Origin of the sequence: Nostoc sp., from assembly GCF_036917395.1 — a bacterium.
In the GTDB taxonomy this organism is placed as follows: Bacteria; Cyanobacteriota; Cyanobacteriia; order Cyanobacteriales; family Nostocaceae; genus Nostoc.
Genome location: NZ_JBALDI010000085.1, coordinates 1 through 16630 on the forward strand (window position 1 = coordinate 1; position 16630 = coordinate 16630).

General features: G+C 41.6%; 13 protein-coding genes and 1 pseudogene. 9 read left to right on the forward strand and 5 right to left on the reverse strand.

The window, feature by feature from the left end; all coding sequences use genetic code 11:
• Positions 1–262: 262 nt before the first annotated feature.
• Positions 263–889, reverse strand: coding sequence for a CPP1-like family protein (locus V7K46_RS29805; protein ID WP_335119709.1), 627 nt, complete (start codon positions 887–889; stop codon positions 263–265).
• Between the two features lie 648 nt (positions 890–1537).
• Between V7K46_RS29805 and V7K46_RS29810 the strand changes: the two genes are divergently transcribed.
• A complete protein-coding gene (locus V7K46_RS29810) occupies positions 1538–2257 on the forward strand; it encodes a response regulator transcription factor (protein WP_334872043.1) in 720 nt (239 codons plus the stop codon).
• A 625-nt stretch (positions 2258–2882) separates the two neighbouring features.
• Here the strand turns inward: V7K46_RS29810 and V7K46_RS29815 are convergent.
• Positions 2883–3074 (reverse strand): annotated as a pseudogene (locus tag V7K46_RS29815) (DUF2811 domain-containing protein); the annotation flags it as partial.
• A 486-nt stretch (positions 3075–3560) separates the two neighbouring features.
• Between V7K46_RS29815 and V7K46_RS29820 the strand changes: the two are divergent.
• Positions 3561–4817 carry an MDR family MFS transporter gene (locus tag V7K46_RS29820; protein ID WP_335119711.1) on the forward strand — a complete coding sequence of 419 codons (1257 nt, stop codon included), beginning with the start codon at positions 3561–3563 and terminating at the stop codon, positions 4815–4817.
• Positions 4818–4858: 41 nt separating this feature from the next.
• On the opposite strand, the gene hisIE is transcribed toward V7K46_RS29820, so the two are convergent.
• Positions 4859–5509, reverse strand: coding sequence for a bifunctional phosphoribosyl-AMP cyclohydrolase/phosphoribosyl-ATP diphosphatase HisIE (hisIE, locus tag V7K46_RS29825; RefSeq protein ID WP_335119713.1), 651 nt, complete (start codon positions 5507–5509; stop codon positions 4859–4861).
• 95 nt (positions 5510–5604) lie between these two features.
• A complete protein-coding gene (locus V7K46_RS29830; protein ID WP_273769461.1) occupies positions 5605–5799 on the reverse strand; it encodes a ChaB family protein in 195 nt (64 codons plus the stop codon).
• A 105-nt stretch (positions 5800–5904) separates the two neighbouring features.
• On the opposite strand from V7K46_RS29830, the gene hemL reads away from it, so the two are divergent.
• From hemL to V7K46_RS29850, 4 genes are all read left to right on the forward strand, one after another.
• Positions 5905–7203: a glutamate-1-semialdehyde 2,1-aminomutase gene (gene hemL, locus V7K46_RS29835; RefSeq protein ID WP_335119715.1), complete on the forward strand. Its 1299-nt coding sequence runs from the start codon at positions 5905–5907 to the stop codon at positions 7201–7203.
• A 627-nt stretch (positions 7204–7830) separates the two neighbouring features.
• Positions 7831–8739 carry a polysaccharide deacetylase family protein gene (locus tag V7K46_RS29840; protein WP_335119717.1) on the forward strand — a complete coding sequence of 303 codons (909 nt, stop codon included), beginning with the start codon at positions 7831–7833 and terminating at the stop codon, positions 8737–8739.
• Positions 8740–8869: 130 nt separating this feature from the next.
• Positions 8870–9175 (forward strand): hypothetical protein, encoded by a 306-nt coding sequence (locus V7K46_RS29845; RefSeq protein WP_335119719.1) that lies wholly within the window; start codon positions 8870–8872, stop codon positions 9173–9175.
• A gap of 115 nt (positions 9176–9290) precedes the next feature.
• Positions 9291–9593: a hypothetical protein gene (locus tag V7K46_RS29850; RefSeq protein ID WP_335119721.1), complete on the forward strand. Its 303-nt coding sequence runs from the start codon at positions 9291–9293 to the stop codon at positions 9591–9593.
• Positions 9594–10321: 728 nt separating this feature from the next.
• Here V7K46_RS29850 and V7K46_RS29855 read toward each other — a convergent pair.
• Positions 10322–11179 (reverse strand): fasciclin domain-containing protein, encoded by an 858-nt coding sequence (locus V7K46_RS29855; RefSeq protein ID WP_335119723.1) that lies wholly within the window; start codon positions 11177–11179, stop codon positions 10322–10324.
• A 994-nt stretch (positions 11180–12173) separates the two neighbouring features.
• Here V7K46_RS29855 and V7K46_RS29860 point away from each other — a divergent pair.
• The 3 genes from V7K46_RS29860 (at position 12174) to V7K46_RS29870 (ending at position 16596) form a co-directional block, all read left to right on the forward strand.
• Positions 12174–12968 (forward strand): glutathione S-transferase family protein, encoded by a 795-nt coding sequence (locus V7K46_RS29860; RefSeq protein ID WP_335119725.1) that lies wholly within the window; start codon positions 12174–12176, stop codon positions 12966–12968.
• Between the two features lie 341 nt (positions 12969–13309).
• On the forward strand, positions 13310–15040 hold the full coding sequence (locus V7K46_RS29865) for a helicase HerA domain-containing protein (RefSeq protein ID WP_298907470.1): 1731 nt from the start codon (positions 13310–13312) through the stop codon (positions 15038–15040).
• 572 nt (positions 15041–15612) lie between these two features.
• Entirely contained in the window at positions 15613–16596 is a 984-nt protein-coding gene (locus V7K46_RS29870; RefSeq protein ID WP_335119728.1) for an RNA polymerase sigma factor, RpoD/SigA family, read from the forward strand.
• Positions 16597–16630 lie beyond the last annotated feature (34 nt).

Here is a 16630-nt window from a genome sequence, read left to right on the forward strand (position 1 = left end):
TTTTATTTCGACTTGTAATCTTAAACCCATCACGCTTAAACCAAATTTACCCTTGGTGATAATTTAGCGCAGCTTCATACAGAAATGGTATTAGAGGTCTTTTGATTCGACTGATGTGATCAGTCGAACTCACGTCAATCAGCATTCAGGTTGCCAATTAAAACAGGAGTCAGCATACCTATTCTGACTCCTGACTTTCTTATTTAAGAAGAACACACATAAACCACGTCTTCTTGATAAAAATTTGCTTGCAGGTAGCGGTTTAGCGGAGAAAGCTACTAACCAACCACAACAATATAAACGTCACTACAGTAGAGAACTGATTTATTCCCAGACTGATAAATGATATTTGTGGTAACAGCCAGCTAGCAACTAGTCCCCCAGCGATTAAGCCAATTATTAAACTGACCAGGGTGAACAAAACTGCTCGGCCAAATTTACCTTCCTTACAATTGAGAAAGTAAATACTGGTGCCTACCCCAACCACCAATGCTAACTGCAAAACCTGATCGCCTCCCTCTGGGTAAAACACACTAATAGAACTCAAACCAACAAACCAAGCTCCTGGTAAGAGTATATCCGGAGGCGTTGGCTGATCCAGCATCCGTTGCAGCCATGCAGGTGACTGCTCACGAGGGGTTGGACTTTGTTTAGGAGGCAATTGCACTCGCAACTCTGGAAACCGGATACGCTCAGGGACTTTGATTTTACCTTCCTGGCGCATCCGTAAGCGATCCATTAAAATCGCATCGTAAGCTGCTTCAATTACTTCTAAATGCTTGGCATCGCCATTATGCTGCTCGAATAGGCGATTACGAGCATACTGAATCTCATCGAAGCTAGCCTCTTCTGATACCCCAAGTTTTTCGTAGGGATTTTGATCGCTCATGGGAGTTTGTTACTTCAGCCTCAGTCAGCGGCAGTCTTTTGTCGAAGAAAAAAACGGCTTTAGGTTTTGTTTTAATCGAAACTAAAGTCTCGACCTATTTTATGCCCTACCAGGATGGTAGCACGGGTTAGTTTAATTGACTTTGTAATTTCAACTATAGTCACTTTAACATATCGCTATAACTCCGTGTATACCCTCATGTCGTTGCCCAGTTCTGGCTCTAATCTAGAATTTGAACGGAGAGTACCTAAAACACATAGTTTTTATGAAAAAATCAACTTTACTGTTTCAGATTTGGCAACTTACTGTGCCCTAATAGAGTTTTTTTAATTATACTGAATAATCGCTTGTGGTATATATCCACAATATCGATTTAAAATTGAAACGTTTTAAGTTACCACCTAACTGGGATCAAGAAGGTGTCTTGGTGTCAAGAACTGTTGCGGCTAAAGTCAGAGCGCCTATATACTGTGGGTAACACAAGTTTCGCGTTCTCATTGCCCACAATCCTGATTAGAGTATTTATTTTTGAATGATCAGGATTATAATGCCGTAGCTATGTAGATTCTTAGTTAGTCCGAAAGTGGCAACTGCGTTTCTGTGCAACCCTCTTGTTAATCTTACGTATATTTGTGCAAAGTAATGGTCATGGCTCCTGCCAAGATTCTTGTAGTTGACGACGACCCTGCGGTTCGGAATTTAATCCAACGCTTTTTGATTAAGCAGAACTATCAGGTAGAGGCTGCCGAAGATGGAAAGACAGCCTTATCTCTATTTGAGCAATTTAACCCCGATTTGGTAATTCTGGATGTTAATTTACCAGATGTAACTGGGTTTAACCTCTGCCAAGAGATGCAAAGTCGTAATGGTGTTTTTGTTCTGATGTTGACTAGCCGTGCTGACGAAGCTGACAAAATTCGCGGCTTTTCTAAAGGTGCTGACGACTATCTCACCAAGCCTTTTGGGCTAGGAGAGCTAGAAGTCAGAGTCGGAGCTATTTTGAGGCGTCAACGAGTGATAACTAATGCCGAGCAGAAACGCTTGGTATTTGAAAAACTGATGATTGATCCGGTGCGACGAGAGGTGGCACTTAATAATCAACCAGTACCCTTAACTGCTCTGGAATTTGACTTGTTGCATTTTTTAGCCAGTCATCCAGGTCGAGTTTGGCGACGTGCAGAACTAATCCAAGAGGTGTGGGACTATGAATACGTCGGCGACCAGCGGGTTGTAGATGTCCATATCGGCCAAATTCGCAAAAAAATTGAAATTGATGCTAGTCAGCCAGCATTAATTCAAACTGTACGTGGTGTAGGGTATAAGTTTGAATCTCCTCCTCACCCCCAGCACTTGGAAGCCAAGTCCTGAGTTTATAGTCTAGAGTTTTTTAACTCTTGACTGTTGACTCTTGGGAGAGGAATTAATGAATTTCTTTGACTTTAGTAAAAGACAAATTTAGACAATCAAAATAGGTAGATATTCCTCAAATACAGACCAGTCCGTTATTTGAGATATTTCTTTATCCGTTTAAGACAGTGAACAGGTGAGAGAGTCCACTGGAAAATATTTCTTTGCATTTGACCGTTTTGGTAGATATAACGGTGCTTAGGTTGGAGTCCGTAGGGGCGCATAGCTATGCGCCCCTACGAGCGTGTTTGTATCCAAGAGAAAACCGTTAGATAATAAGTACTAACGGTCAGCTAATATACTCAAGTCTTGCCTCAATTCTAAATCTTGCGCTATTACCAATTAGTTTTAGCAATAGGAGAAACTATTGGAACCTTTTTAAGGATCAGAATCTACTGATCTTTTTTGTTGTAATATTGCCCCGATATGCTTGATCGCTATTGGGTCAAAATCCCATTAATCGGGCACGGTTTGCGTGCCTTTATTAGGACATGAGCCAGAATAACGCCCTTTATACCAGTACCTATGGGTTGTCTAGTAGATTAGCGGTTGCGGGTGAATCAATCCTGGGCATTTCTACTGAGGAGTGGTGGAACAAAGTTTCCAGATAGACTCGGGCAGCACGGCGATCGCTATCTCCATTTTGGAGTAAAAACAATGATAACGCCGCCGTCAATACCCTGTTTTCATCCCAATCGGGATGGGTTTCTAAGTAGTTTTTTAAGGATTCGTGCAGTGTTTCGGGAATTTCTGTAAAGATGCTAACCGTTGCTTTCATGAGATTTTCCTCCTATGAGGACAATCAAGAGGGACAAGTTGCTTGCGGTGAAACGGCCAAAGCTACCTCACACGCTCTTTCGCTAGCCCGACAATCTGCGCCCACATCTAAGGTAATATATTTTACACATTTGATACCAACGCTTGAACGGACTACAAAAGCAAGCCGAATCATTGTGCGCTAAGAGGGGGTGGGTTTGTCAATGCTGCGAAATGTTAAAAACGATTGTATAAAAAATAAATGCGAACGGAATAATCAGCTTTAGAGCCTAATTTTTATTACTTTACTTTACAAAAACTCAGTCCTTGAAGTTCCTTGCCACAGTTAATTAACAATCCCCAGCAAGACGGCAAGAAGCCCATTAGTTCGTAGAGTACCTGTGGAAAACTGCTAAAATCCCTGTGGAAACCCTGTGGAATGAGTCAGGAAAATTGCCGCAAATGATAAGAATTACCAAAATGTCACAAAACTATGACATTTAAGCTCATGAAACTAACTTCTCAATCTCAGCTATCATCGTGGCTGCCCTCGATACATCCCCAGATATGGATTTTCGCAATTGGTAGATTCCTCTCGGAAGTCGGCACTGGGTTTACCCTGTTTTACGCCCCGATCTTTTTTGTCAATCAAGTTGGTTTATCTGCAACTAGTGTCGGGGTAGCCTTGGGTAGCGCCTCGATTTCCGGCATTGTCGGGCGGATTGTAGGTGGTTCCTTGGCTGATTCTGGAGAATGGGGACGCCGCCGCACTTTGTTGCTAGCGACGGCGATTTCAGCAATTGGTTCTTTAGTTTTAGCTACAACCAGTAATTTTACTATTTTGGTAATTGGTAGCTTGATTAGCGGTTTAGGGATAGGTTTATATTGGCCGGCGGCTGAAGCTGTTGTTGCTGATGCCAGCCAGATTGACAATCGCCGGGAAACTTTTGCGATCGCTCGATTAGCAGATAATCTTGGGTTAGCTATAGGAATTGTGCTTGCTGGGTTTTTTATCGCGATAATTGGAAGTTATCGCTGGCTATTTGTGATTGATGCCATCTCTTTTATGGTATTTTTTGGGGTTGTCTATGTGGGAATTAATCAAACAGAACAACAGCAGATGGGGGAATCCGAAAAGACACAATATTTTGCTTCTTGGATGACAGTATTAAGCGATCGCCGCTTCCTTGTCTACATAGCAGTTAATATATTCTTCACAATCTATATTTCTCAAATCCACAGTACCCTCCCGCTTTACTTCAAAAACTTTGTGATCAAAAGCACTACCGAAGGATTTGCTCAAACTACGATTAGCGTTCTATTTGCTTGGCATCTGGTGCTAGCGATCATTTGTCAATTGCCTGTTACAACTGCCTTAAAACGCTGTTCTCACACACTCGCACTTACTGTATCTGCTATTTTGTGGGCAATAGGTTTTGCCCTGATTTGGGTAAGCGGTACTGCCCCATCTCATAATCTGGTTTGGGTAGCATTGGCATTGGGAGTATTTGCTGTTGCGATTGTTTCTTATACCCCATCTGCTGCCTCTTTAGTCACTGAGTTAGCCCCTGAAAATCAACGCGGCGTTTATTTCTCTATCAACGCTGTGTGCTGGGGTGTTGGCTATTTTATTGGTCATCCCTTGGGTGGATGGGCATTAGATCAACCGCGAATTATTACTGATAGTATCTGGCTAGGCTTTTCTTTGAGTGTGGCGATCGTCGTGGTAATTTTACAGTACCTGAATCGAATTTGGGCTGATTAAAAGCTTCATTCCACCCACGGTAAAATGACTTATTATTCCCTCTATTGACGACGTTCTTGAAGCTTGCGATACACCGATTTTAAATCAACTTGATGGTGAGCTAAGGCAACCAAAGTATGATATAGCAAATCAGCCACTTCACCTGCGATCGCATCTGCTTCATCATCCTTGAAGGCCATTACCACCTCAGCAGTTTCCTCACCGATTTTTTTCAAAATTTTATTATCACCACCTGCTAATAACTTACAGGTATAAGAACTTTCAGTAGGATTGTCGCGGCGATCGCATATTATTTGAAACAATTGCGACAATGTATCTCCTGGTGGTGGGACAATTTTCCCTTCTATTTGGTGAAAGCAACTGCGTTCTCCAGTATGACAGGCAACATCTCCTAATTGCTCTACCCCTATGAGCAGCGCATCACTATCACAGTCATAACGGATACTCTGCACTTTCTGAATATGTCCAGAAGTAGTCCCCTTGTGCCACAATTCTTGCCGGGAACGGCTCCAAAACCAAGTTTCTTCAGTTTCCAAAGTCTTTTGTAACGACTCCTGATTCATCCACGCCATCATCAGGACAGTACCATCCAAATAATCTTGGACAATTGCAGGTACTAGACCCCGTTCATCGTAGCGAATTTCCTCAACAGGGATGGCGTAATGCAGCGATCGCGAATCGTTAGAAGACATACCAGCTAGTTTGCTCTAATTAGAATAATTCATGGATTCACGATACCATTCTGAATAGGGCCGCTGGCATGTTTTTTTGAATTGAACTATCTTATCTAGCTTTCAACAAGAGCATTCCGTTCCATAGCAGACTGCATCTTTACAGCACTCAACGCGACTTTGTGAGCTTTTGAGGCTTCACCATACCAATGGATCGCCGAGTTAAAAGCTGCTCGGTAAAGATCCTGGTATGCTTCAGATAATCGAGTTTGAACATCTAAAGGCAAATCTTTATTTGACTTGTATAACATATTATTATTTTTCTGTTCAGTTAATTTTATAGGATAGAAATTCTAAGCAGTTTTTGACACTATCCTAAGATAGAGCTTTTTATTGCCCACTGTTAGGAGAAAACCTTGGTAAATACCACAATTAAAACAACAAAATCACAACAAGTCTTTGCCGCTGCTCAAAACCTCATGCCAGGAGGAGTCAGTTCTCCAGTTCGTGCCTTTAAATCTGTAGGCGGACAACCCATTGTTTTTGATCGTGTTAAAGGCGCATACATTTGGGATGTAGATGGCAACCAATACATAGACTATGTAGGCACCTGGGGCCCAGCTATTTGCGGTCATGCTCATCCAGAAGTAATTGCAGCGTTGCATGAAGCTTTAGAAAAAGGTACAAGTTTCGGTGCTCCCTCAGTACTAGAAAATGTTTTGGCAGAAATGGTCATCAATGCCGTTCCTAGTATGGAAATGGTCAGATTTGTCAACTCTGGAACTGAAGCCTGTATGGGAGTTTTGCGGCTGATGCGGGCTTTCACCAACCGAGACAAAATCATCAAGTTTGAAGGCTGCTACCACGGACACGCCGATACGTTTCTAGTGAAGGCAGGTTCTGGGGTTGCTACACTTGGCTTGCCAGACTCACCAGGAGTTCCTAAATCGGCAACTAGCACCACTCTAACCGCGCCTTTCAATGATCTAGAAGCAGTTAAAGCCTTATTTGAAGAAAACCGCGACGAGATTGCTGGTGTCATTCTTGAGCCAGTCGTCGGCAATGCTGGGTTTATTGCACCTGATGCTGGCTTCCTAGAAGGATTACGGGAACTGACTCACGAGCATGGAGCGTTATTGGTATTTGACGAGGTGATGACAGGCTTCCGCATTGCTTACGGTGGCGCTCAAGAAAAATTTGGCGTCACTCCCGATTTAACAACCTTGGGTAAGGTGATTGGTGGTGGTTTGCCAGTAGGAGCCTATGGTGGTCGCCGGGATATTATGTCAATGATTGCGCCTGCTGGTCCTGTATATCAAGCTGGAACTCTTTCAGGTAATCCCCTGGCGATGACTGCTGGTATTAAGACTTTAGAACTGCTGCAAAAGCCAGGTACTTACGAGTATCTTGACCGGATTACTAAAAAGCTAGCAGATGGTTTGCTGCAAATTGCCAAAGAAAATGGTCATGCGGCTTGCAGCGGTCAAATCAGCGCGATGTTCGGCTTATTCTTTACCTCTGGCCCAGTTCATAACTACGAAGATGCGAAAAAGTCTGATACAGCCAAATTCGGACGCTTTCATCGTGGTATGTTAGAGCATGGTGTTTACTTAGCACCCTCTCAGTTTGAAGCTGGGTTTACGTCTTTTGCTCACACCGAAGAGGATATTGATCAGACTTTAGCAGTAGCACGGGATGTAATGTCGAGCCTGTAACCTGTTAAGGAATTTCCAAAGAAAAAAGTATGCAGTGACCTATTGTGGGATGGGCAAGATGCCCATCCCATAAAATGGATGATTTATTGAAAATCCCTTTTTTAAGCGAGTTAAACTAAAAGTAAGTGGGGGAGATTCTGTGACTCACTCTAAAGCCTTATTTGCAGAACTTTCAGCAGTCAATGGTGTTCATTCATCTTGCGCCGTCGGGGATCAAATAAATTTTTTAACGAGTCTGCCCTGTGCCGTGATCACTCAAGTAAGGTCACATCTTCGTCATAATTTCGCAATGGCTTTGTCAATACGATATGCAATATTAAACCTACATAAGTATATTGATGTTAACAAGGCAGGATTAATTGCCTTTTACAGTTCTCGAAATTCCCCTCATACCCCATAGTTTACAAAAATTAACGCCTAAGAAGGCTCTCACTTTCATGCTGAGGGTTTTGCTTATAGAGACTTAGATTATCCGTAGAGTAAAGTATTTTTTCAGAGTCAAGGTTGGAGCTAACTTTAAAAAATATACCATTTATGCTGTAGCTTGCATGGCAAGGCTTACCAGAAGATAAAAAACTGCCAGAATTGTAAAAAAAGAGATGGTTCGACCCTTGAAGGAGCTATGAAGTGGAGGAAAATAAGTCATTTTTTGGTCTGCAAAAAATATTAATTATGTTGCTTGTCTTGAGTGCTGGTTTGAGTGCTGGCACGATGATGCTTATCAAATCAAGCTCCTCTGAGGCTGAAAGTACAAAGAATATAAATGTAAACAATCTACCAGTCAAGGTTGGAACTCAGCAGCAGATTGAAGAACTAAAAGCGACGATGCTTAACAGTTGGCAGCAATTAGTACAAGTAAAGGGTTTCTCCTATGCTGTGCCACTACGCTTTCAAGGGGCAATAGTTGACTCGGCAAAATTGACTCCTGAACAGAAAGTAATTGCTCTCACCTTTGATGATGGGCCATGGCCTGAGAGTACCGCGCAAGTACTGGATATTCTCAAAAAAAATCAGATCAAAGGGACATTTTTCCTCATTGGGCAAAACGTGAAGAATTATCCAGGCTTAGTAAAGCGGGAGATTGCTGAAGGTCACGTAATTGGCAACCATACTTGGCATCATTGGTATCAATTTTTGAATCCACAAGCAGCTGCCTATGAAATTGTCCACACAGCAGACTTGATTTATCAAGTGACAGGGATTAAAACAAATTTGTTTCGACCACCAGGGGGACTCATGCACAATGGGGTGGCTGATTACGCTAGAAATAGCAAATATGCCATCATTCGCTGGTCATCTGACTCTGTAGACTACTCACGTCCTGCTGTACCAAAATTAATTAATAATGTGTTTAGGAGGGCCAAGCCAGGTGGAATTGTGCTAATGCATGATGGTGGTGGTAATCGCTCTAAAACCGTACAAGCTTTACCAGAAATTATTGCAAACTTTCGGAAACAGGGCTATAGCTTTGTTACTATCCCTGAACTTTTAGAAATGCAAGATAAAGATCAAAGGCTGATTGCAAACAAAAAGTAATTGTTATTTCGATAGAAATCAGTGGCTCTATCAATCGCCACTTGGCAACTAAAAACAAGTTTAATTTTTCTGGTGATTTGTAGGTTTTTTGTCTAAACTCAACTAATAATAAGGTTTAGCACTCAGGGAAATGATGAATAAAATTGTCATGGGTTTGCTTTGCGGCTCTAGCTTTTTGGCTTTAATATTACTAACTGTCAATCCAGCTTTTGCGAAAGAGCTTTCTCCTCAGGATTTAACCTCTCCTAAGTTGAACCTAGGCCAGAGGCAGACAGTTAATACATCTGTAACTAAAAAATCCCCCGAATTTCCATCAATCATATCTACTCAATCAATCGAGGAGCTTGCTATACAGAAGTTTGGCTGTGACTGCCCTGGCTGTCAAGCTCGTGTAAGTCAGATGGTATTACAAGGTAGTTTCCCTCAACCTAAATAAAACTGGTGTCTGAGATGACATTACGACAGATATTGATATTGAGAATTTTTATGGCGATTTATAATTTTTTCGTCTAAGCTCAACTTAAAGATCAAGTCTACTACTGGTGTAAATTATGAATAAAATTGTCATGGCTTTGCTTTGCAGCTCAAGCTTTTTGGCTTTAACATTACTAACTGTTAATCCAGCTTTTGCTAAGAAGCTTTCTCCTCAAGATTTAGCCAATCCTACCTTAACACCCACCGACACACAGACAGTTGCTGCACCTGCTTCACAAGAATATCCCCAATACCCATCAATACGTGCTAATGAAAGAGTCAAACAGCTTGCCATGCAGATGTTTGGCTGTGCCTGCGCCAGCTGTCAAGCTAGGGCAAGTCAGATGATACTACAAGGTAGTCTGCCTATACCTCAATGATTTAGATTAGGGACTCAGCCAATTGTAGTCACTTGCTGCTTTGAGGTTTTAACTGGCTAAGAACCTAGCTGAATGATAAACTATTTCTGGTTTCGTTAAAATTCTTTGTGTGGGACTGAAAAACTTACCTTTGAAAGCCTTTTTTAAGGGAAAAGTAGGGGGTATTAAATCTTATCCTAACTATATTGTCCTAACTATATTGCACGAACTTGTAGGCGGGGCTGACTTTTCACGGCATGGAGAAAAACCAACGATAAACCTAACCCCCTAAGCCCTTTCCCTACAAGCAAGGCTGTTTCATTTCCTAAAAACTCTGATTTCCAAGCGTCTAAGTCAAAAAAATCAGGTGATTAAAAAATCTGATTGGAAAATAAAATGGCGATGCCAACTCTACAAGGTGCTTCTCTACCAGAGACTATGCCAACGCCAACGCACTGAAATTTACTCGTTGAGACGGTAATTTATCTTTTTGCTACTTCCCTAAATTTCTCGCCCATGCTGTTGACAAAATTCCTCCCTTCTCAAATGAAACAGCCCTGCTTCTCTACAAGGTGAGAGGAATGGAAGTGAGGTTTTCTATATGCTGGGAAAAGTTAAGTAGGCGGGGTTATTAATTTAACTCACCTTTCTTACAAAAAACCGTTCAAAATTAACATTTGAACGGTTTTTTACGTATTAATATTTAGTACTGACCTAATTCTGTTACTTAGTGTACTTGTACTTAAAAATTACAAGTCAGGAGGCAAAATCACCTGATCAATTGCATGGATTACACCGTTAGTGGCTGTGATATCTGCTTGTGTCACTTTAGCATCATTGACAGTTACACCGGTAGCAGGATCAACCTTAACGTTGATTATGCCACCTTCAAGGCTTTTAACTTCGCCAGACTTTAAATCAGTGGACAATATCTTACCAGGTACTACATGGTAAGTTAAAATCTTCATCAATACTTCTTTGTTACCTGGCTTTAACAATTCTTGCAAGGCATCTGGTGGCAACTTAGCAAAAGCTGCATCAGTGGGTGCAAAAATAGTTAAGTTATCTTTGCCTTGCAAAGATCCGGTCAATCCTGCTGCTTTCAAAGCCTTGGTTAAGGTGGTAAAAGAAGCGTTTGACTCTGCCAACGCTAACAAGTTTTTGCCTTGATTGTCACTTGCCCCTGGCCCTGGTGGAGTTGGAGTAGGTGTCTCAGTAGATGGTACTTGTGTTGGTGGTGTGGTAGGTTGAGATCCTGGGATAGCGCGTGGGGTGCGGGGTGTAGGTTCACTAGGTGTAGCGTTACTACCACGGTTATAGGGAGGCTCGTTGAAAATACTTGGTCTGGGATTTGTGACACCACCTGTCTGCGCTACTTGTTTGCGTTTGGTATTGCCTTTCTCTATTTCGGAAGCAGCCTCAGCAGGTGTGTATTGAGCGTTTACTTGAAGGCGTTGACCCTGGTTATATGGAGCTTCGTTGAAAATACTAGGGTTAGGATTTGGCGCTAATTTTGCATCAGATGGTAAAGTAATAACAAGGCTGAAACTAGTGAATCCTGCTATGCCTGTCAACGCGGTCAGCAATTTGCTGTAATTCGTCTTCATAAATTTTGTTTGTCTTTGTCTATACATTACATAAAGATTTATAACATTTTACTATGTACAAAATCTAACTTGAGAGGGAAGTAAGATTTTTCTCCAGGAGAATTTGTGTTGATTAGGTTAAATATCCAACCTCGACTCACGCTTGACAAGTACTAAATATACTTACCATATATTTCATGTAAATTGAGCGGATTTTCTGCATTACACCAAAAGAAGTTAAAAAGCCTTACTTGGTGTAGCGTCAACTCTAAGAACGTGGAAAAATATCATATTTACAAGTTATGAGTTACAACAAGCTCTGAGAAATAGTCTACTTAAAAGCAAATTTATATACAAAGATGTACGCAAGTTAATAGTTGATTCAAAAATCCGGAATTCTTTATGGATAAGGCTTTAATGTCGAAATTAATCATTGATTACTCAGCAAAAGTACAGAAATTAAGTACCTAGTATAGCTTGGCTCAAATTCAGTTACCATCTCAATTAAGAAGACTTAGGGCAAAATCCCTTGTGAAAGTTAGGCAAGCTTCCGCCATAGCCATAGTGTACTAGATATTTTAACGTAGGCTAACAGTGACGGAAATTAAAGTAACTGCTGAAGACTCATACCAATTCTTTGTGAGCTTGCACAGAATATCAAACTATAAAATCTTTGTAGAGCAAGAGTTGTGAGTATGAATATCCAATACATCTTCACATGAAATTGGAATCACGACTGAGCGGTTAGGTTGATTTATGTATGCCAAATTAAATTATTTAATTACTTGATATTTTAATCATTCAGAAAATAATATTTTTTAAATCGATAATCTTGCCAGAAATCAGGTAAGTAGTAGTACAAAATTAAATATACATTTAATTTCACTCGCAATCACATAAATAATTTTGCGTAACCACTTATAAGTTCAATCCTAATGTCAAGAAAAATTACTTTAACTAAAGATACAATTACAATTGTAAAGTTAAAAAGTTGACCAGTTACAAGGTATACAATATGCTTGAATTATACCAATGGGAACTCTCTCAATACTCAGAGAAAGTGCGCCTAATTCTAGATTTTAAAGGACTAGATTACCGCAAAATAGAGGTTACACCTGGAATTGGACAAGTAGAACTGTTCCGGCTGACTGGTCAGAAACAAGTCCCAGTATTAAAGGATCGTAATAAATATATTGCGGATTCTACGAAAATAGCTAAGTATTTAGACTTAGAGTATCCCGATCGCCCAATAATACCGCAAGATCCCAAAAAACGGGGCTTAACTTTATTAATAGAAGAATGGGCTGATGAGTCCATAGGTATCAAAGGTCGCAAAGCACTATTTGCTGCATTAAGTCAAGATCAAAATTTCCGCAAGTCTTTATTACCCACCTCAACACCAGATATATTTAAAAGTCTGGTTCAAGGAGTACCTAGTGACTTCCTGACACTGTTGGGTGTTGGGGTAGGTTATAGCCCAGATGTGATCCAGTCAGCGATCGCATCCTTAAAACAAGACTTGGAAGCGGTAACGTTATTATTGGCAGATAGTCCTTATTTAACAGGAGATGAGCCGACTTTAGCTGACTTGGCAGTAGCTAGCTTATCAATATTGCTCAAGTTCCCCTCTGGGCCCTATCTGGATTTACCAGCTTCTATTAGAGGTAAAGGATTGCCAATCTTTGCAGAGAATATAAATTATGAACCATTTTTCACCTGGCGCGATCGCCTTTACGCCCAATTCCGCAAACCATTAATCATTACCACTCCACCAACGGGAAGTGCGCCAACTTCGATTCAGATTGATTAAGTAATTGGGCATTGGGCATTAATTATTCCCTCACACTCAGCACTTCAAACTCTGCCAATTTTAGATTTTAGGTCGCACCTTTGGGGCGCTAGAAGCGCAACTTGGATTTTGGTGAAGCAGTGCAGTCTTCCCCCATGAGTGACTGCACCTAGCCGTTCGCGCAGCGTCTCCCCTTCTCCCTTTGGGAGAGGCTAACGCCAAGGGAGAAGGGATTGAAGAAAAAATCTAAAATCTAAAATCTAAAATCTAAAATTGAATGAGTCCTAATTTATTCGCAACTTTTGCCCTATCCAATTAAAATTCAACATAAGATAGCGCACCACAATCATGTAATTAACTAGATGAATTCGGTACAGCCATTAGGTTCGGTTATTCAAGGTTCTCTAACTGAAGGTTTAGAAGTACGATTGCATCCTGACATTTCTGTGGAAGATATGCGGGTGGGTAAATTTCTCGTTGTGCAAGGGATGCGATCGCGCTTTTTTTGTATGCTGACAGATGTAGCGTTGGGAGCTGCTAATGCACGAATTATTGCTAATCCACCCAATTGGGAAGATACTTTTTTACGAGATGTTTTAGCCGGAAGTGGTACATACGGTACTATCAACCTAGCGCCGATGTTGATGTTCACTCCCGAAACTGAAGAATCTTTCTCCCCCACAAATGGCAAATCGGTAAATCCCTTTCTTCCATCAGTGACGGGTTTGGCTTCATTTGTGCCACAAACCAGTACTACTATGGAATTGTTGCCTGTTAAAACTATTCCTAGCCACTTTAGTCAAGTTTACGAAGCAAGTGTTGACGATTTTCGCCGCGTATTTGGTTGGGAAGATGACCCCCAAAGGCGCAATTTTTCCATCGGCAAACCTTTGGATATGGATGTGCCAGTTTGCATCGATTTGAATCGCTTTGTGGAACGCAGTAATGGGGTTTTTGGAAAATCTGGTACTGGTAAATCCTTTCTAACGCGGTTACTTTTAGCTGGTGTTATCCGTAAAAGTGCGGCAGTAAATTTGATTTTTGATATGCACTCTGAGTATGGCTGGGAAGCCGTTGCAGAAGGTAAGAACGTAAATACTGTTAAGGGTCTAAAACAACTTTTTCCCAGTAAGGTGGAAGTTTATACTCTCGACCCGGAATCGACAAAGCGTCGGGGTGTGCGTGATGCTCAAGAACTTTATTTGAGCTACGAGCAAATAGAAGTTGAAGATATTAAGTTATGTAGTCGAGATTTAGGACTCTCTGATGCAGCCTTGGATAATGCCAATATTCTATATAGCGAGTTTGGCAAGTCCTGGATTGTCCAGTTGCTGAACATGACTAACGAAGAAATTGAGATGTTCTGCGACGAGAAGCGTGGACACAAAGGCTCGATTATGGCATTGCAGCGCAAACTCTTGCGGATGGATAGTTTGAAGTATATGCGAGCAGTTTGCCCCCAGAATTATATTAGTAAAATTGTGCAATGCCTGGAATCTGGGAAGAATGTTGTGATAGAATTTGGTTCCCAGTCAAATATGCTCTCTTATATGTTGGTGACGAATATGATCACCCGACGGATTCACGAGCATTATGTCAAAAAAGCAGATAAATTCCTGCAAAGCAAAAATCCTTGCGATCGCCCGACGCCATTGATGATTACCATTGAAGAGGCGCACCGTTTTCTTGACCCAGGAGTGGTACAAAGCACGATTTTTGGAACTATCGCCCGTGAACTGCGAAAGTATTTTGTCACACTTTTGGTAGTTGATCAACGCCCATCAGGAATAGATAATGAAGTTATGTCCCAAATTGGGACTCGCATTACTGCTTTGCTTAATGACGAAAAAGACATTGACGCAATTTTTACAGGTGTATCTGGTGGTAGCGGGCTGCGATCGGTGTTGGCAAAGTTAGACTCTAAGCAACAAGCCTTAATTTTGGGTCATGCTGTTCCGATGCCGGTAGTAGTGCGTACCCGTCCTTACGACGCAACTTTTTACGAAGAAATTGGTGAGCCAGCCTGGGAAGAAAAACCTGATGCAGAAGTATTTGCCGCTGCTGAACTAGCCAAAGCTGACCTGGGATTCTAGATAGTTATTTGCCATTGCTCATTGGTCATTAGTCTTGAGTTCTTCTCTTGCAATGCCCAATGCCCCATGCCCCATGCCCAATTCGTAACATCCCTCCATCCTCACAGCCAATTAAGTTCGGTTATCCGGCTACTGTTTGGCAACAGAAGGGGGATTTTTGGCGTCACTATAGATGTAGTAAGTAATTTTAAGGAATTTTCAATTTATTTTTGCAAACGATTGCTTTTGAATTATAATTAGACGCTTTATCTTAAGATACTTTACTATCCGCCTGATTTATCGTATTATAAAGGTAAGTAAAACTCATACCGACTTCGGATTTTCCAGTTACTATCAGTAACTGCCCAAAAGAAGAATTCTCAAAAACAACTAGCGTGCTTATTATAAGAGATTGAAAATTTAGGAGAGGTAGGGGAACCTATCATTGGGGGCTTGCCGTCTTAACAACGGCTGTATCGATTGATAATTGCTTTTGGTAGCTCCCGATATTTCGTGATAGATGTACTACCTTTCTCCAAAGATTTTAGTAACAAAAGATACATTGTGTTTACGGAGTAGAGGATAACACACGAATGCCTACTGTCAACACCCAAACGGAAAATCTTAACACCAAATTCACGGCTGATATGGTGCGAACCTATCTGCGGGAAATTGGGCGTGTACCACTGCTAACCCGTGAACAAGAAATTGTCTATGGGAAGCAGGTGCAACAAATGATGAAGTTTATCGACGCCAAGGAAGCTTTGGCGAAGAAACTGCACCGCGAACCGAATATATCAGAGTGGGCTGACCAGGTTCAAGAATCGGAAACTGAGGTACAACAAACGGTGGCGCAAGGTAAGCGGGCAAAGCAAAAAATGATTGAAGCGAATTTGCGCTTGGTCGTTGCTATTGCCAAGAAGTACCAAAAGCGGAATATGGAGTTTCTGGATTTAATTCAGGAAGGAACACTAGGATTAGAGCGGGGTGTGGAGAAATTTGACCCAATGAGGGGTTATAAGTTCTCGACTTACGCTTACTGGTGGATTCGCCAAGCGATTACCCGGGCGATCGCTCAACAAGGTCGCACCATTCGGTTACCGATCCACATTACCGAGAAACTGAATAAAATCAAGAAAGTACAGCGTGAGTTGGCTCAAACCTTGGGGCGATCGCCCACTCCAGCCGAAATTGCCAAAGAACTAGAACTAGAACCTGCTCAGATCCGCGAATATTTGAACATGGCGCGTCAACCAGTGTCTTTGGATGTTAAAGTTGGCGATAACCAGGATACTGAGTTGCAAGAAATGCTCGAAGATGGCGGCCCATCGCCAGAGTATTACACCAACCAGGAATTCTTACGCCAAGACTTGAACAACCTGCTAGCAGAACTAACCCCGCAACAGCGAGAAGTTTTAGCCCTACGCTTTGGTTTAGAAGATGGTAATGAAATGTCATTGGCAAAAGTGGGTGAGAGATTGAATCTCAGCCGTGAACGTGTCCGCCAGTTAGAGCATCAGGCTTTGGCTCATCTGCGTCGCCGTCGTGCCAATGTTCAAGAATACGTTGCTAGCTAGAACTAGAGACGCGAAATGCCGCGTCTCTACACCA